At 68.2% G+C, this 16,751-nt stretch carries 19 protein-coding genes; 12 read left to right on the top strand and 7 right to left on the bottom strand.

Features of this window, described 5'->3' with window-relative positions; all coding sequences use genetic code 11:
• Window positions 1–18 precede the first annotated feature (18 nt).
• A complete protein-coding gene (locus ABE957_RS01265) occupies window positions 19–432 on the bottom strand; it encodes a MarR family transcriptional regulator (protein ID WP_349756836.1) in 414 nt (137 codons plus the stop codon).
• Between the two features lie 146 nt (window positions 433–578).
• On the opposite strand from ABE957_RS01265, the gene ABE957_RS01260 reads away from it, so the two are divergent.
• Together ABE957_RS01260 and ABE957_RS01255 are read left to right on the top strand one after the other, a co-directional pair.
• The gene (locus tag ABE957_RS01260) at window positions 579–1,145 is read left to right on the top strand and encodes a YIP1 family protein (protein WP_349756835.1); all 567 of its coding nucleotides are present in this window, start codon (window positions 579–581) and stop codon (window positions 1,143–1,145) included.
• 102 nt (window positions 1,146–1,247) lie between these two features.
• Window positions 1,248–2,417 carry a globin domain-containing protein gene (locus ABE957_RS01255; RefSeq protein WP_349756834.1) on the top strand — a complete coding sequence of 390 codons (1,170 nt, stop codon included), beginning with the start codon at window positions 1,248–1,250 and terminating at the stop codon, window positions 2,415–2,417.
• 134 nt (window positions 2,418–2,551) lie between these two features.
• Here the strand turns inward: ABE957_RS01255 and ABE957_RS01250 are convergent, their stop codons facing one another.
• The 4 genes from ABE957_RS01250 to norR form a co-directional block, all read right to left on the bottom strand.
• Entirely contained in the window at window positions 2,552–3,109 is a 558-nt protein-coding gene (locus ABE957_RS01250) for a hypothetical protein (protein WP_349756833.1), read from the bottom strand.
• A 139-nt stretch (window positions 3,110–3,248) separates the two neighbouring features.
• Window positions 3,249–3,953: a succinate dehydrogenase iron-sulfur subunit gene (locus ABE957_RS01245; protein WP_349756943.1), complete on the bottom strand. Its 705-nt coding sequence runs from the start codon at window positions 3,951–3,953 to the stop codon at window positions 3,249–3,251.
• A gap of 83 nt (window positions 3,954–4,036) precedes the next feature.
• Entirely contained in the window at window positions 4,037–4,171 is a 135-nt protein-coding gene (locus ABE957_RS18140; protein WP_432765381.1) for a hexameric tyrosine-coordinated heme protein, read from the bottom strand.
• A gap of 124 nt (window positions 4,172–4,295) precedes the next feature.
• A complete protein-coding gene (norR, locus tag ABE957_RS01240) occupies window positions 4,296–5,831 on the bottom strand; it encodes a nitric oxide reductase transcriptional regulator NorR (RefSeq protein WP_432765380.1) in 1,536 nt (511 codons plus the stop codon).
• Between the two features lie 153 nt (window positions 5,832–5,984).
• Between norR and ABE957_RS01235 the strand changes: the two genes are divergently transcribed.
• Together ABE957_RS01235 and ABE957_RS01230 are read left to right on the top strand one after the other, a co-directional pair.
• Window positions 5,985–6,590: a DUF542 domain-containing protein gene (locus tag ABE957_RS01235; protein WP_349756830.1), complete on the top strand. Its 606-nt coding sequence runs from the start codon at window positions 5,985–5,987 to the stop codon at window positions 6,588–6,590.
• 59 nt (window positions 6,591–6,649) lie between these two features.
• Window positions 6,650–7,267: a hemerythrin domain-containing protein gene (locus tag ABE957_RS01230; protein ID WP_349756829.1), complete on the top strand. Its 618-nt coding sequence runs from the start codon at window positions 6,650–6,652 to the stop codon at window positions 7,265–7,267.
• Window positions 7,268–7,329: 62 nt separating this feature from the next.
• Here the strand turns inward: ABE957_RS01230 and ABE957_RS01225 are convergent, their stop codons facing one another.
• Entirely contained in the window at window positions 7,330–7,776 is a 447-nt protein-coding gene (locus ABE957_RS01225; protein ID WP_349756828.1) for a globin, read from the bottom strand.
• A 198-nt stretch (window positions 7,777–7,974) separates the two neighbouring features.
• On the opposite strand from ABE957_RS01225, the gene ubiU reads away from it, so the two are divergent.
• The 8 genes from ubiU to ABE957_RS01185 all read left to right on the top strand — a co-directional run bounded on the left by ubiU (window position 7,975) and on the right by ABE957_RS01185 (window position 15,792).
• Window positions 7,975–8,970 (top strand): ubiquinone anaerobic biosynthesis protein UbiU, encoded by a 996-nt coding sequence (gene ubiU / locus ABE957_RS01220; protein WP_349756826.1) that lies wholly within the window; start codon window positions 7,975–7,977, stop codon window positions 8,968–8,970.
• 8 nt (window positions 8,971–8,978) lie between these two features.
• Window positions 8,979–9,896, top strand: coding sequence for a U32 family peptidase (locus ABE957_RS01215; protein WP_349756825.1), 918 nt, complete (start codon window positions 8,979–8,981; stop codon window positions 9,894–9,896).
• On the top strand, window positions 9,893–10,618 hold the full coding sequence (locus ABE957_RS01210; protein WP_349756824.1) for an anaerobic ribonucleoside-triphosphate reductase activating protein: 726 nt from the start codon (window positions 9,893–9,895) through the stop codon (window positions 10,616–10,618). The genes ABE957_RS01215 and ABE957_RS01210 overlap by 4 nt, the downstream gene beginning before the upstream one ends.
• A gap of 178 nt (window positions 10,619–10,796) precedes the next feature.
• Window positions 10,797–12,560, top strand: a complete 1,764-nt coding sequence (locus ABE957_RS01205) for a ribonucleoside triphosphate reductase (protein WP_349756823.1) — start codon at window positions 10,797–10,799, stop codon at window positions 12,558–12,560.
• 189 nt (window positions 12,561–12,749) lie between these two features.
• A complete protein-coding gene (nrdD, locus tag ABE957_RS01200) occupies window positions 12,750–12,920 on the top strand; it encodes an anaerobic ribonucleoside-triphosphate reductase (protein WP_349756821.1) in 171 nt (56 codons plus the stop codon).
• 65 nt (window positions 12,921–12,985) lie between these two features.
• The gene (locus tag ABE957_RS01195) at window positions 12,986–13,705 is read left to right on the top strand and encodes an anaerobic ribonucleoside-triphosphate reductase activating protein (RefSeq protein WP_349756820.1); all 720 of its coding nucleotides are present in this window, start codon (window positions 12,986–12,988) and stop codon (window positions 13,703–13,705) included.
• A 163-nt stretch (window positions 13,706–13,868) separates the two neighbouring features.
• Window positions 13,869–14,999, top strand: a complete 1,131-nt coding sequence (locus ABE957_RS01190; protein ID WP_349756819.1) for an AraC family transcriptional regulator — start codon at window positions 13,869–13,871, stop codon at window positions 14,997–14,999.
• A 205-nt stretch (window positions 15,000–15,204) separates the two neighbouring features.
• Window positions 15,205–15,792: a DUF6448 family protein gene (locus ABE957_RS01185; RefSeq protein WP_349756818.1), complete on the top strand. Its 588-nt coding sequence runs from the start codon at window positions 15,205–15,207 to the stop codon at window positions 15,790–15,792.
• 168 nt (window positions 15,793–15,960) lie between these two features.
• Here ABE957_RS01185 and ABE957_RS01180 read toward each other — a convergent pair whose 3' ends face one another.
• Window positions 15,961–16,704: a ribonucleoside-diphosphate reductase gene (locus ABE957_RS01180; RefSeq protein ID WP_349756816.1), complete on the bottom strand. Its 744-nt coding sequence runs from the start codon at window positions 16,702–16,704 to the stop codon at window positions 15,961–15,963.
• Window positions 16,705–16,751 lie beyond the last annotated feature (47 nt).

Below are 16,751 nucleotides of genomic sequence, written 5' to 3'. Positions count from 1 at the left end.
GGCATTGACGAGCGCGGCTCAGAACAGTTCAGGCCAGCCAGGGAGATGAAACTCCTCCTGCAGGTGGCGCAGCTCGGGCTGGTGCAGCTCGGCGATACGCCGTGCCAGCTCGCTGCCGCGAGGCAGCAGATGCACTTCGATGCGCCGACGATCAGTGCGACTCGGGCGTCGCTCCACCAGCCCCAGCTGCTGACAGCGATCGACCAGCGCCACCGTGCCGTGATGCTTGGCCTGCAGGCGCTCGGCCAGCTGGCCCACCGAGGCCCATTCCCCCCCTTCGAATCCCAGCAGGTGCAGCAGCAGCTGGTACTGCAGCGGCGTCAGGCCGTGCTCGCGGCAGATGTCTTCGCTCTGACGCAGGAAACAGCGCAGCTGATAGCGGAAATGGGAGAGGCGCTGGAAGTCCTGCTTGGTCAAGGCATCGTCACTCATGGGCAGTTCTCGATCCGGTGTGGGCGGAACCCGGCGGCATCTCAGGGTCCGCCTCGGCTTGACAGAGAATGAGACGGGACCTACAGATTAAGCAATCATATCACGCCGTGATATTTTATCACCCCGAGGACACGAGGAGGCTCTCCATGAACCCCGTGACGATATTCACGCTGCCCTTCACCCGCCAGGCAGGCTGGAAGTCGCTGCAGCAGCGCCAGATCCCGATTCCCGTGCTGGCCTGGTGCCTGGTGCTGCCCATGTCGCTGCTGCCGCCGCTGCTGCTCTACTACGCCGGCACCCACTATGGCGATGACTTCGTGGCCGGCTTCGCCGGCAGGGAGTGGCGCTTTATCACGACCATCCTGTTCCTCGCCGAGCTGCTCACCTTCTTCCTGATGGGCTGGCTCATCCACGCCGTGGTCAATGCCACCCGCGAGCTGTCGCTCAGCTACCACGACGCCTACCTGCTGGCCGCCCTGGCGCCGCTGCCGCTGTGGTCCGCGTCCATCGTGCTGCTGATCCCCAGCCTGCTGCTCAACGCCCTGGCGGTGCTGGTCGCCCTGGGCATCTCCTGCAATCTGCTCTACCACGGCCTGCAGGCGCTGTGTAAGCGCAGCGACAACGACGTCACCACCATGTCGGCCACCTACACCATCATGGCCGCCGGCGTGCTGGCCTGGGGCATGCTGATGGCCATGGTCTGGGCCTACTAACCCCCTGCGACATTTTGCGTCAGCCCCGCGGGGTGTCGGCGGCGATCATAAAGATGTATTTTACTTACATCTTAAAAGACACCCCCTGACCGGAACCCTGCCATGCTGACGCCAGACCAGGAACGCCTGATCGCCGCCACCGCCCCCGTGGTGGCCGAACATCTCGACGCCATCACCCAATGCTTCTACCCGCTGATGTTCTCGCGCTATCCCGAGGTGAAGCCGCTGTTCAACGAGACTCACCAGCGCGACGGCGGCCAGCCCCGGGCGCTGGCCGGCGCGGTGCTCGCCTACGTGCAGCTGCGCCAGGATCCCCAGCAGGCGCGGGGCGCGATGGGCACCATCGTCGGCAAGCACGTCGCCCTGGGCATCCAACCCGACCAGTACCCCATCGTCGGCGAGTGCCTGATGGCCGCCATCGGCGAGGTGCTCGGCGAGGCGGTGACGCCGGAGATCGCCGCGGCCTGGAGCGCCCTCTACGAGGAGCTCGCCGGCCTGCTCATCGAGCTGGAGGACCATCGCTACCACGAGTTTGCAAAGCGCCCCGGCGGCTGGCGCGGCACGCGGCACTTTCGCATCGCCGACATTCGACACGAGAGCGCGGTGATCCGCTCCTTCGTGCTGGAGCCCGAGGACGGGGGCCCGGTGGCCGATCACGCGCCGGGCCAGTTCATCGGCGTGCGGTTGATTATCGACGGCGAGCCGGTCTATCGCCACTACAGCCTCTCGGACGTGCCCAACGGCCGCGCCTATCGGATCTCGATCAAGCGCGAGCCCGAGGGCCGGGCGAGCCGACACTTCCATGACGCGATGAGCATCGGCGATACCCTGGAGCTGCTGCCGCCCGCCGGCGAGCTGACCCTGCAGGGCGGCGACGAGCCGCTGCTGCTGGCCTCCGGCGGCGTCGGCCAGACCCCGCTGCTGCCCATGGCGCGCCACGCCCTGGCCGCGGGGCGCCGGGTGATCTATCTGCACGCCGCTCTGGACGCCGAGCACCACGCCTTCCGCGACGAGGTGGCGGCCCTGGCCGCCGAGCATCCGCAGCGGCTGCGCGCCGTGAGCGTCCACGAGCGCGGCGCCGACGCCGACCATATCGGGCGCATCGACCGCGAGCTGCTGGCGCGCCTGCTGCCCGAGGGCGCCCGCTGCTACTTCGTCGGCCCCCAGGGCTTCATGACCGCCGTGGACCGGGCGCTGGCCGCGCTCGGCGTGCCCGACGAGCGCCGCCACTACGAGCACTTCGGCCCCTCGCGCCCCCTCGACGCCGCCTGAGGTTGGCACCAGAGCACGGCCCAGGAACACGCTCTGACACCGCGACGCCCCGGCATGGCCGGGGCGTCGTCGTATGTGAGCCAGCAGGATCTGATCGGCCTCACCGTCGCCGCGGATCGGCGCACGCCCTCGCGTTATGGCGTCTCGACACCCCAACTCTCGGGCACGGACTGCGCCTTCAGCCCCTCGAAACGATCCGTCACATAGCGGCTGTGACAGGCCACGCAGGCCTGGATCATGTGATTGAAGACCTCCACCTGCTGCGGCGTGTTCTGCTGTCTACCCGCCTCCGCCAGGGACGCCGACAGCTGATGTAACCTCGCGTCCAACTGCAGGAACTCCGCCGGCACCGCCTCCTTCAGGTCCCGGCGGTCCTGCTGGGTAAGGGACTGTTCAAGGATGAAACTGTCATGGATAGCCTGGCCATGGCGTGCCACCTCGTCATGCCTGCCCTGGATAATGGCGCTATAGGTCTCCTGCATCGCCGCCTCGATCTCGACCATCTCCTTGACCAACAGCCCGCGCAGCTTCTCGGTCAGGTCAGGGCCCACCGGCTCCGCGGCCCCCGCGACGCTGCCCGCCGTCACGGTGCCCAGCATCACGGCAACTGCGATAGCACGCAGGCATCGCCGTGGGTGGCCCCACGAGGTGGCCACTCCGATCGCTCTACTCACTGCGGTGCGCGTGTTCATCGCGATACGCCTCACTCTATCGGTGTCGCGCCCTCTTCGAGGACGCCTCTTTGCCTGGATTCCTCCAGGATCGTCGAGGGTCACAATGTCCTCTTCTGTCAGCCGATCTCCTTGAACCGCAAGATCGCTCGTCGGGGGTTCACGTGCCCCGCTTCAACAGCATGGCCTTGATATGGCCGATGGCGCGCATCGGATTGAGGCCCTTGGGGCACACCCAGGTGCAATTGGCGATCTGCCGACAGCGAAAGACGCTGAAGGGGTCGTCGAGCTCGGCCAGCCGCTCGTCCGTCGCGGTATCGCGGCCATCGATCAGGAAGCGATAGGCCTGGATCAGGCCCGCCGGACCGATGTACTTGTCCGGGTTCCACCACCAGGAGGGGCAGGCCGAGCTGCAGCAGGCACAGAGGATGCACTCGTAGAGGCCGTCGAGCTTCTCGCGCTCGCCGGGGCTCTGCAGGCGCTCGCGGGCGGTGGGCGGGGCGTCGTTGATCAGCCAGGGGCGGATCTTCTCGAACTGGCGAAAGAACAGCGTCTGATCGACCACCAGATCCCGAATCACCGGCATGCCCGGCAGCGGCCGCAGGGTCAGGGTATCGCCGCGTCCCAGCACCTCCTCTACCGGCGTGATGCAGGCCAGGCCATTCTTGCCATTGATGTTCATGCCATCGGAGCCGCAGACCCCTTCCCGACAGGAGCGCCGATAGGCCAGAGTGGCATCGCGCTGCTTCAGGTGCTCGAGCACATCCAGCACCATCCTCTTGCGAAAAAGCTCGTCCACCTCCAGCGTCTCGAGCCGCGGCCGGTCATCCTCCTCGGGATGGTAGCGATAGAGCCTTACCTTGATCATGACCGACCTCCGCTCCCGATTGCCCCTTCGCGGATCCCGCCACCCTGCCGGCAAGGTACGACAGGGCCGCCTCATCCGACTCACTCTCGCCAGTCCTTATTGGCCGCCGCGACGGTCTGATAGTGGGTCGTGATGACGTGAGACGCCGCGATAAGGCCGTCGGCATCCTCCGCATTTGGGGGCGCTGCGCCTTTTGCACCTCGCGGCGGGGAGATGCTGGCGCTGCAACATGCTCGAGTCTCAAAAGATAGTAATCAGTTACTCTCTAGGACGAACACGACGTCTCCGCCAGCAGAAAGCCACCCCAGGATGACGTCGATCAAAAGACAGTGGAAAGGCTCAGCGCCCCGGCTTCAGCCCCAGCCGCCTGGCCAGCTTGTGCAGGTTGCTGGGGTCCAGCTCCAGGCGCCGAGCCGCCGCCGCCCAGCGGCCGTCGCAGGCGTCCAGGGCCTCGCGAATCGCCCGCCGCTGAGCCTTCTCCACGCGCTCGCGCAGGCTCGATGACGCGGCCTCACCCACGCCACCTGGCACCTCCGACGCGCTGGCCCCTTCCCCCACCGGACCGGACAGATCGAGCCACTCGGGCACCAGGGTGATGATATCGTCGCGCCGCGCGCCCCGACTCAGGGCCTTGATCGCCGCGCGGCTGATCACGTGCTCCAGCTCGCGCACATTGCCCGGCCAGGCGTAGGCCAGCAGCGTCTCCTCGGCTTCGGACGAGAGGCGCAGGCTGCGCACCCCGAGCCGGGTGCGGTTGATCTCCAGGAAGTGTCCGGCCAGCACCAGCACGTCGCTGCCCCGCTCGCGCAGCGGCGGGATGACCACCGGATAGACCGAGAGGCGGTGATAGAGGTCGGCGCGGAAGCTGCCGTCGCGCACCGCCTCGGCCAGGCGACGGTTGGTGGCGGCGATGATGCGCACGTCGACACGCCGCGGGACATCCTCGCCCAGCCGCTGCACCTCGCCTTCCTGCAGGGCGCGCAGCAGCTTGGCCTGGACCGGCAGCGACAGCTCGCCCACCTCATCGAGCAGCAAGGTGCCGCCGTCGGCCGCCTCGAAGCGCCCGGCGCGCTCGGCGGTGGCGCCGGAGAAGGCCCCCTTCACATGGCCGAACAGCTCGCTCTCGGCCAGCGACTCGGGCAGGGCGGCACAGTTGACCTGCACCAGCGGCGCGGCGTGGCGAGCGGAGCAACGGTGGAGGCGGCGGGCGAAGAGCTCCTTGCCCACTCCGGTCTCTCCGCTGAGCAGCACCGGCAGGTCGGCCCTCGCCACCACGTCGAGCTCGCGCAGCAGTCTCAACAGCACCGCACTGTGGCCGAGGATATCCCGCGCCTCGGGCGCCGCCAGCGGCAGGCCGCTGTCCTGGTGGGCCATGCGCAGGGCGCGCAGGTCACGCTCCAGGCGGCTGACCCGCACCGCCGCCTCGATCAGCAGCGCATAGCGTTCCAGGGCGGTCCGGTCGGCGGCATCGAAGGTCCCCGCCTCCAGCGCATCCAGGGTCAGCACGCCCCAGGGTTCCCCCTCCACGTGCAGGCTGATGCCCATACAGTCGTGGACATGCAGCGGCTGGCCCGGCCGCTGCTCCACCAGGCCGTCGTAGGGGTCCGGCAGGCTGGCATCCGGCGGAAAGAGGGTGGTGCGCCGACTGGCGAGGATGGTGGCGAGGCGTGGATGCTGGGCCACCTCGAAGCGCCGTCCCAGCGCCTCGCGCACCAGGCCGTCCACGGCCAGCGGCACCAGGGCGCCCTCTTCGAGGCGCAGCAGGCAGACGGCGCCGCAGCGGAAGCCCTCGCGCAGGGTCCGCACCAGGCGCTGCAGGCGCACTGCGCGGGGCAAGTCAGCGACCAGGTCCGCCAGCAGGGTCTCGTCGAGCATGGTGATATTCACCTTTAAGGGTCCTATCTACCCTAATCGATGCTGGTACTTTTCACCATCTTGGCATCAACGCCTTATAAAACAAGCCATTGGAAACTGGCACGCCGCTTGCTCCATATAGACCGTCACCTATCTGACCAAGGAACTCCAGCCATGAGCCTGATCGAACAGACCGTCGGCCGTACCGCCCTGACCCTGCCCGGCGCCACCCGGGTGTTCCGAGACCACAACATCGATTTCTGCTGCGGGGGCCGCATCAGCCTGCGCGAGGCCGCCGAGCGCATCGGCCTGTCAGCCCAGGCGCTGGTGGAACAGCTCGAGGCGTTGCCGGCCGGGACCAGCGACGAGCGCGACTGGCCGTCGGCCAGCAACGACGAACTGATCGAGCATATCCTGACCCGCTACCACGACGTCCATCGCCAGCAGCTGCCCGAACTGGTGCGCATGGCCCGTCGCGTCGAGCAGGTCCACGGCGAGCGCGACACCTGCCCCAACGGCCTGGCCGACCTGCTCACCACGATCCACCAGGAGATGGAGAGCCACATGCAGAAGGAAGAGCAGATCCTCTTCCCGATGCTTCGCCGGGGCTTGGGCGCCCAGGCCCAGGGGCCCATCGAGGTGTTCACCGACGACATCACCCCGCCCAAGGGCGCCTGCACCACCTGGCGAGCCCTCTATACCGGGCTGCGTGAGTTCCGCGACGACCTGATGCAGCACATCCACCTGGAGAACAACCTGCTCTTCGAACGCGCCGGCTGACCCCGGCCGGCGCCCAGCCGCGACGCACCGCCACCCGGCGGTGCGTATAGGAGGCCACCATGAAAGCCATCATTCTGGAACGCCTGCACGCCGACCACCATCGCTATGCGGCGCTGCTCTGCATCCTCGACCGCCAGCTGCATATCGCGGCCTGCGACGAACTCCCGGACTACCGGCTGCTGGCCAGGCTATGCCACTACCTGACCCGCCAGCCCGAGGAGTGGCACCACCCCGTGGAGGAGGTCCTCTTCGCCCGCCTGGCCGGCTGCCATGCACAGAGCGCCGAACTGCTCGCGGTGCTCACCGAGGAGCATCGGCGGATCACCCGCGATGGAAACGCGCTCGAGGCGACCTTCCGCCGTCAGGCGGATGACATGCCGGAGGATGAGCTCGATTTCGGCCGGCTCAACCTGGCTCGAGCCTTCAGCGAGCTCTACCACCATCACCTGCATAGCGAGAACCGCCACATCTATCCGCTCATCGAGCGCTGTATCCCTGCCGCGGAGCTGGACGAGATGTCGCCCCACATCCCGCTCTCGCGCCCTGCCGAAGGCAGCCCCGGCTTCCTGACGCTTTACCGACAGATTGCCGACCACCACACCGGGCTACGCCTGGGCCACGGCGAGCAGGCCGACTTCTGTCCCCTCTGCGAGGCCAGGCCGGCCCCCTCTTCGTGATTCGGCGATCGAAGGGATGCACTGGCAGGACGCCCACCAGGGCCTTCCGGGCGGACGGACCCTCAAGGCCTCGGGGATCCGCCGTGGAGATCGGTGCCGCGGTCGTAATGGAACGTCATGAAGACGATGCCCGGCGTCATCACCAGCCGCCAGGCCAGCTCGACGTCGTCGTCGAACTGCTCGTCGAAGGCGCGAACCGTGTCGATCAGGCTCTCGAGCCAGAGGTCGTAGAGCGCCGGGGGGATATCCCGGTGGGCCCGATCGTGGCTGATCGCCACCTGCTGCAGGTAGTAGTCGGCGTGGCTCGAGGCATAGAACGCCAGCAGGTGATAGAAGGCCTTCTTGAGCATCGCCTGCTGGCGCGCCATGTCGGTGTGACGGAACTTCTCGGCGACCTGGGGCGAGGCGGCGAGGAAGCGGTCGTAGAAGGCCGCGAAGAACGCCCGCCCCTCGACCTCGCGGTCGAGCACCCGCACGTAGCTCTCATCGAAGAGGCGTTCGATATCCATGGCCACCCCGCATGGTGAACAGGCCTGATCACAGCCTAGGCCAGGTGCGCGCGCCCGCCATGGCCGGGGGCCGAACGGTGGGCAGGACATGACCTGGGTCATGCCGGCCGCGAATGCCCGCCCGGCATGACGCCCGTCAAGGGCGGGGCCGGGTGGGTCGACTAGCATGATCGGGTTTTCATCGAGAGGAGTCGCGCCATGGAGCTCGTCTGCCCCGCCGGCAACCTGCCCGCCCTGAAGCGCGCCGTGAACGAGGGCGCCGATGCCGTCTACTTCGGCTTCCAGAACACCACCAACGCGCGCCAGTTCGCCGGGCTCAACTTCACCGACAAGCGCGCCGGGGAGGGTATCGACTACGCCCACGCCCGCGGCAAGCGGGTGTTCTGCGCCATCAACACCTACCCGCAGCCGGACGGCTGGGCGATGTGGACCCGCGCCGTGGACCAGGCCGCCGAGCTCGGCGTCGACGCCCTGATCATGGCCGACATGGGGCTGCTCGACTACGCCGCCCGGCGCCACCCGAGCCTCGACCGCCATCTCTCGGTGCAGGGCTCGGCGACCAGCCATGAGGCGCTGCGCTTCTATCACGAGCAGTTCGGCATCAAGCGCGCCGTGCTGCCCCGGGTGCTCTCGATCACCCAGGTCCGCGACCTGGCGAAGCAGAGCCCGGTGGAGCTCGAGGTATTCGCCTTCGGCAGCCTGTGCATCATGGCCGAGGGGCGCTGCTATCTCTCCTCGTACCTCACCGGCGAGTCGCCCAACACCCGCGGCGTCTGCTCGCCGGCGGCCCACGTGCGCTGGGAGGAGACGCCCCAGGGCCTGGAGTCGCGCCTGAACGGCGTGCTGATCGACCGCTACGCCGAGGGCGAGCGGGCCGGCTACCCGACCCTCTGCAAGGGGCGCTTCGCGGTGGGGGGCGAGACCTATCACGCCATCGAGGAGCCCACCAGCCTCAACACCCTGGAGCTGCTCCCGGAGCTCAAGGAGCTGGGCATCAGCGCGGTGAAGATCGAGGGCCGCCAGCGCAGCCCCGCCTACGTCTCGAAGGTCGCCGGCATCTGGCGCCAGGCCCTGGACCGTGTCGAGCGAGCGCCCGGGCACTTCCGCGCGGATCCCGCCTGGATGGCCGGCCTCGGCGAGCTCTCCGAGGGCGCCACCACCACCCTGGGCGCCTACGAGCGGCGCTGGAAATAGGAGGCTTCATGACCGCCACGACCCTGGAACTGAGCCTGGGCCCGGTGCTCTTCTACTGGACCCGCGAGGACTACGCCGACTTCTACCGCGCGGCCGCCGACTGGCCCGTCGAGACCGTCACCCTGGGCGAGTCGGTCTGCTCCCGGCGCCGCGACATGAAGCTCGACGACTGGCTGGGAATCGGTCGCGAGCTCGCCCAGAGCGGCAAGCGGGTGGTGCTGGCGAGCCAGACCCTGATCGAGTCCGAGGCCGACCTGCGCGACCTGCGCAAGCTCTGCGACAACGGCGAGTTCACGGTCGAGGCCAACGACCAGAGCGCGGTGCAGCGCCTCGCCGCCGCCGGGCTACCCTTCGTCGCCGGGGCCGCGCTCAACCTCTACAACCCGGCCTCGCTCGCCGTGCTGGCGCGGGCCGGCATGCAGGGCTGGCAGGCGCCGGTGGAGATGTCCCGAGACGACCTGACCCGGCTGCTGGCCGACTGCCACGAACAGGGGCTCGAGGCGCCCTGCGAGGTCTTCGCCTACGGTCACCTGCCGCTGGCCTGGTCGTCGCGCTGCTTCACCGCGCGGCGCCACCAGAAGCCCAAGGACCGCTGCAAGTTCGTCTGCCAGAAGTATCCCGAGGGCCTCGCCCTGCGCTCCCAGGAGTCGCGCGAGGTGTTCACGCTGAACGGCATCCAGACCCTCTCCGGCGCCTGCCAGGACCTGCGCCATGAGCTGCCGACCATGGCCGAGATGGGCGTGGCGAGCGCCCGACTGAGCCCCCGCGCCGAGAGCATGGCCGAGGTGGTCGCGGCCTTCGATGCGGCGCGGCGCGGCGCGCTTCCCGCCCCCGGCCCGCTGGCGCTGGTGGAGGCCGAGGTCTGCGACGGCTACTGGTACGGCCGCCCCGGCATGGACAACACCCGCGCCGTGACCGCGCCGTGAGCGAGCCGGGCCCCGGCGACATCCGCCTGCCGGTGGCGAGCCTGACCGCGCTGAGCACGACGGACTTCCCCGGCCGGCGCGCCGCGGTGATCCATCTCCAGGGCTGCCCGCTGCAGTGCGGCTACTGCGAGGTCAGCGAGATGGCCACGCCCCGCCGCGGCGATCCCGGCGAATGGCCGGCGATGCACGCCTTCCTCGAGGCCCGGGCCGAGGGGCTCGACGCCGTGGTGTTCAGCGGCGGCGAGCCCACCCTGCATGCCGACCTGCCGCGCGCCGTCGAGCAGGCCCGCGCGCTGGGACTGGCCGTTGGGCTGCACACCGCCGGCCCCTACCCGGAGCGCCTGGCCGCGCTGTTGCCGCAACTCGACTGGGTGGCCCTGGACGTCAAGGGGCGCGGGCGCGACCTCGACCGGATCTGCGGGCGCCGCGGCATCTGGCAGCCGCTGGCCCGCAGCCTCTCGATGCTGCTGGAGGGCGCGACGCCCTTCGAGTGTCGCACCACGGTGCACTGGCGGGACTTCGCCCTGGACGACCTGGAGCGCCTGGCGATGACCCTGGCCGACTGCGGCGTGCGCCACTACGCCCTGCAGCTGGCCCGCCTCGAACGCTGCCGCGACCCCGACTACTGCCTGCCGGTGGCCGGCGCACCGCCACGTGAGGCCCTGGCGGCGCTGGTGCGCCGGCTCGCCCCCCACTTCGCGCGGCTCGAGCTGCGCCCCTGACGCCCTCCCCCGCCTGAACGGCTTGCCGACGGCCCCGTGACCGGCAGCGCCTCCCCCTGCCCGTCGTTATCTTTCCGCCACGCGCCCCGAGCGACGCTTTGCTGACCTGGATCATGTCCCTCACCGGCGCGAGCGATTAGCCTTCACACACCATATATAGTGTTTAGGGCAGAGGTTAATGGCACATATAGACAAATCCGCGACTTCTCCCCGTCGCGACAAGGCGCGAGTCGATGTCGCCAGCACCGTCGATGAATACCTGCAGCGCGCCGACTGGCGCGTCCATGCCAACGCCAATCAGGGCTACTCCCTGGGCGGGCTGATCCTCAACGTCTCCGGCAAGCTGATCGCCAACTACTGGCTCGACGAGATCTATCCCGAGGCGGTCGGCCGGGCCCATCGCGAGGGCGACCTGCACATCCACGACCTGGACATGCTCACCGGCTACTGCGCCGGCTGGTCGCTGCGCACCCTGCTCATCGAGGGCTTCAACGGCGTGCCCGGCCGGGCCGAGAGCGCCCCGCCGCGCCACCTCACAAGCGCGCTTGGGCAGATGGTCAACTTCCTCGGCACCCTGCAGAACGAGTGGGCCGGCGCCCAGGCCTTCAGCTCCTTCGATACCTACCTGGCGCCCTACGTGCGACGGGACGGCCTGGACTACCCCGCGGTGCGCCAGGCGCTCCAGGAGTTCATCTACAACCTCAACGTGCCCTCCCGCTGGGGCAGCCAGACGCCCTTCACCAACCTGACCTTCGACTGGACCTGCCCGGCGGACCTGCGCGACCAGGTGCCGATCATCGGCGGCGAGGAGCAGCCCTTCACCTACGGCGAGCTGCAGGCCGAGATGGACCTGCTCAACCGCGCCTACCTGGAGGTGATGGCACAGGGCGACCGGCAGGGACGGGTCTTCACCTTCCCCATCCCCACTTACAACATCACCCAGGACTTCGACTGGGAGAGCGACAACGCCGAGCGCCTCTTCGCGCTCACCGCCAGGTACGGGCTGCCCTACTTCCAGAACTTCCTCAACTCCGACCTCGAGCCACACATGGTGCGCTCCATGTGCTGCCGGCTGCAGCTCGACCTCGGCGAGCTGCTCAAGCGCGGCAACGGCCTGTTCGGCAGCGCCGAGCAGACCGGCTCGCTGGGGGTGGTGACGATCAACTGCGCGCGGCTCGGCCACCGCTTTGCCGGCGACCGCAACGGGCTCTTCGAGGAGCTCGACCGCCTGCTGGCGCTGGGCCGCGACAGCCTGGAGATCAAGCGCACGTGCATCCAGCGGTGGATGGACGCCGGCCTCTACCCCTATAGCCAGCGCTACCTGGGCACCCTGCGCAACCACTTCTCCACCCTGGGGGTGAACGGCCTCAACGAGATGGTGCGCAACTTCAGCGAAGACACCCACGACATCGCCGACCGCGAGGGCCAGGCGCTGGCGCTCGAGCTGCTCGACCGGGTGCGCGACCGGATGCGCGACTTCCAGGAGCAGACCGGGCACCTCTACAACCTCGAGGCCACGCCGGCCGAGGGCACCACCCATCGCTTCGCCCGGGAGGACCTGAAGCGCTACCCGGCGATCCTCCAGGCCGGCACTCCGGAAGCGCCCTACTACACCAACTCCAGTCAGTTGCCGGTGGGCCACACCGACGACCCCTTCGAGGCGCTGCTCCACCAGGACCCGCTGCAGACCCGCTATACCGGCGGCACCGTGCTGCATCTCTATATGCGCGAGCGGCTCTCCTCGGCGCGCGCCTGCCGGCAGCTGGTGCACACCGCCCTGTCGCGCTTCCGGCTGCCCTACCTGACCATCACCCCGACCTTCTCGATCTGCCCGGTCCATGGCTACCTGGCCGGCGAGCATGAATTCTGCCCGACGTGCGATGACGCCCTGCTGGCAGAGCAACAGGCGCAGGCCGCCGTGGCCGGCGCCGAGACCCACTGAGAGCTCTTATTGCCAGACTTCCAGTGATGCCGGGCGCCGGGGGCAAGGCGAAGCGAGGATCCTTTGCCATGGATGGCAAAGGTAGCGCCCAGGGATGGGGCCACAGCGCCCTCGCCGAGGCTTAACGCCGGCAAAGCCCAGCTCCCTGCAGGAGTGTGGAAGGAGCCCAGAAAAAGTTAGGAGATTCTTATGAAAACGATCCAGACCCAGCGCGATGCCCTGCCCACCGACCGCCGCCAGCCCTGCGAGGTGTGGACCCGGGTGATGGGCTATCACCGCCCGGTCAGCCAGTTCAACCTCGGCAAGCGCAGCGAGCACCGCGAGCGCACCCCCTTCACCGAGCGCGCCGCCGCTCGCTGATCCCGCGCCGCCGGGGGTCGCCCCCGGCGGCGTTCACATCCCCCTCGCCACACCAGAGCCACGCCATGGATGCCCCCCGCGAGATTCACCTGCCGGTCGCCGGACTGACCCGGCTGACCACCCTGGACTTTCCCGAGCACCTGGCCGGCGTGATCTTCCTGCAAGGCTGCCCGCTCGCCTGCGGCTACTGCCACAACCCCCAGATGCTCGCCCCGCGACGTGGCGAGGCGGCGGAGTGGGCCTCGGTGCGCGACTTCCTCATGGCGCGACGGGGGCTGCTGGAGGGGGTGGTGTTCAGCGGCGGCGAGCCCGTCATGCACCGAGACCTGCCCGCGGCGGTGCGCGAGGTCAAGGCGCTGGGCTTCGCCGTGGGGCTGCATACCGCCGGCGCCTATCCGCACCGACTGGCCACGCTGCTGCCGACACTGGACTGGGTGGGGCTGGACGTGAAGGGTGAGGCATCCAGGGTCGAGGCGATCGTCGGGCGCCCCGGTATCGCCCCGCGGCTGGCCCAGAGCCTCGACGTAATGCTCGAGAGCGGCGTCGCCTTCGAGTGTCGCACCACCCTGCACGGGCGCGACTTTAGCCTCGCCGACGTGGAACGCCTGGCCCTGACGCTGGCCGAGCGGGGCGTGCGCCACTATGCGCTGCAGCTCGCCCGCCACAACCAGTGCCTGGACCCGCGCTACGCCGCGCCGGTGCCCGACGGCCTCTCCCGGGTCGATCTCGAGGCGCTGGTCGCCCGGCTTGCGCCACGCTTCGAGACCCTGGAACTGCGCCACTAGGCATCAAGACACGGGAATCATCTGGTCATGTGACGCTCGTCAAAAGACACCGGCGAATAGTCAACTAGCCTGATCTGACTTCCCGGCGCTTCAAGCGAACCATGCCGCTCGATCGACAGCCTCGAGCTGCCCAACCAGAGAACGCGGGAGGCGGGCGGTCGACATGTACCTGACATTAGCCGATATCCTGCTGGCCACCAGCATCATCCAGTCGCTGGGGCTGGCCGCCTTCCTGCTGCTGCCGGGGACGTTTCGGCTGATCAGCAACCGCCTGCTGGCGGCCAGCGTGCTCACCTTCGCGGCCGGCCTCGGCGAGATCTTCCTCTATTCCACCGGGGTCGCCCTGCGGCACCCCAACCTGGCCTATCTGGGCACCCTGGTCGGCCTGCTCCAGGCGGGCCTGCTCTATCTATATGCGCAATCATTGATGTACCGGGACTTCCGGCTCGTTCCCGAGCACGCTATCCATACCCTGCCGTTCTGGGTGGTCTCGGCCATCTTCCTGGTGGAGTACTACCTGCAGCCAGGCGAGGTGAAGCTCCAGATACTGATGAGTCGTGACCATCCGGGCGTGCTGACCTCTCCCCTGCTGGCCGCGGCCATCCACCTGGTCTTCCTGGGCTACCTGTGGGCCACCATTCGTGCCCTCGGCCGCTTCGGCACCACGCTGCGCCAGCTCTTCTCCAACCTGGAGAACAAGCAGCTGGCCTGGCTGCGCACGCTACTGATCGGCTATGCCTTTGTCTGGACCCTCAGCCTGCTCTACTGCCTCTCCGCGCATGTCTTCAAGAGCAGCGCCAGCGCCCAGTGGGTCTCCGCCACTGGTGCCGTGACCGGCTTCCTGTTCATCAACTACCTGCTCATCCACGCCCTGCGCCAGCCCGTCGTCTTCTCGGGGCTGAGCGCCGAGGAAGCACGCCTCACCCGGAGCGACGACGACCGAGGCGCGCCACAGGAAGACGTGGATGATGCACTGCTGAGCCGCCTCGCGACCCACATGAGCGAGGCGCGGCCCTACCTGGACGCCAACCTTTCCGTGGAACAGCTGGCCCGCCAGCTGGGCGTGCCCACACGTGAGCTGTCAGAAACGATCAACCGGGGGCTCGAGAAGAACTTCTTCGAGTTCGTCAGCGATTACCGCGTCGCCGAGGCTCGCCGGCGACTGCAGGCAGCCGAGGCCAGCACCACCATCCTGCAGGTGATGTACGACTCCGGCTTCAATTCCAAGTCGGTCTTCAACACGGCCTTCAAGAAGGCCACCGGCATGACCCCAAGCGCCTACCGAGCCCGGTGACAGCCGCCTGGGGGTCATGGCCATCCCCCTTCGGCGTTCGACCTTGCGAAACCGATAACAGAACCTTCAACCCGCTGATAAACGGGAAATTTCTGAAAGTTCGACCGCGTGCTGCCGAACGACCCGGGCCCCTCGACTCCCTAGCATGAAGGCACGGTCGATCAGCCACTCGACTGGCCCATCCATGACTTCGGAGCACCACACCATGACCCTTCCCCTTCGCCAGCATCTGCTGGCCATCATCACCGCCTCCGCCCTTGCCCTGCCGCTGGCGACCCCGGCGCTCGCCCACTGCGACGCCATGGACGGCCCGTTGCTCACGGAAGCGCAACAGGCGCTCGACTCGGGCGATATCAGCCCTCTGCTGAAGTGGGTACCGGCCAAGGAGGAAACCGCACTATCGGAGAGCTTCGACAAGACACTGGAAGTCCGGGAGCTCGGCGACGACGCCCGGGAGCTGGCCGACCGGCAGTTCTTTGCCACCCTGGTCGAGATTCACCGTGCCTCGGAAGGCGCCCCCTTCACCGGCATCAAACCGGCAGGCGACATCGATCCTGCCATCCAGGCGGCCGACCGCGCGCTGGAAGAGGGTGAGATCGATGCCTTCCTGGCGCGGGTGGTCGAGACGTTCGAACAGCAGGCCCGCTCGGACTTCGAGGCTACCCTCGCAGCCAAGCAGCGAGCCGACGACAGCCCCGAGCTCGGCCGGGAGTTCGTCGACCATTACGTGAACTACGTGCACTACCTCGAGGAGGTGCACAGCGTGGTCGCAGGTGATGCCAGTGCCCACTGAGCATTGAGCCACCACGCATCGAACCACAACTCATCGAACCACAACTCATCGAACCACAACGCCCCGGGCCACTCTCGTGACCCGGGGCGTTGCGTTCCAACGGCTGACGGTCAGCGATGCGCCATCAGCATTCAGGGCAAAGCCGCGCCCATCTTGACTGCACTGCTGTCAGCCGCACTTGGACCAGCCGCAGCCGGAGTAGCAGGTGGGACAGCCGTCCATCATGATCAGCTCGCCGTTGCACTCGGGGCAGTGGCCGACCACGGCAGGGCCGCCGCCGCTGTGCTCCTGCGCCTGGCGCTCGGCCTGCTCGAGCTCCTCCGGGGTGGGCGGGTGCCAGGGATGGCCGCTCGCCAGGCGCTGGGCGTAGCGGGCGACCAGCTCCTCCACCGGCACCTGATTGCCGTCCTGGTCGAGGAAACCGCGGCGGTAGAGGATCTGCTGGATCGACCAGGCGATGGCCGCCACCTCGGAGTCGTGGAACACCGGCTTGCCCCAGCGGTTCATGCCGCAGCGCACCAGGCCCTTGTCCCAGGCCACCTTGCGCAGGTCGGCCACCGCCTGGGTGACGTAGCCGCCCCGGGCGGCTAGCGACAGGCTGCGCATGGTCGCGGTGATCCACTGGTGCTCGCTGGAGAGCTGACCCGAGGGGAAGAAGAACTCCACCGGGCGCTCGATCACCACGCGCTTGCCGTTGACCACGCCCTCCACCGGCATGAATGACACCAGCAGGTAGACCTTCTTGCGCCCCTCGGCGCCGACGTAGGAGATCTTCTCCGACACGGCCTCCAGGGTGCCCTCGGGGCGCGAGGGGATGCGCACCGTGAGCGGGTTCTCTTCGGCCAGCGGCGGCTCTTCCACCGCCTTCTTGACGCTGTAGGACACGATCTTGGAATTGATCTCGACGGCCATCAGGAGGCTCCTCCGGAACAGTGTGCGTTGACGCTCGAGTGACGGCC

Source organism: Halomonas pelophila (assembly GCF_040196315.1).
Lineage (GTDB): Bacteria > Pseudomonadota > Gammaproteobacteria > Pseudomonadales > Halomonadaceae > Halomonas > Halomonas pelophila.
The sequence above is the reverse complement of the archived record's forward strand: the minus strand, read 5'-3'. Positions and strand labels throughout refer to the sequence as shown.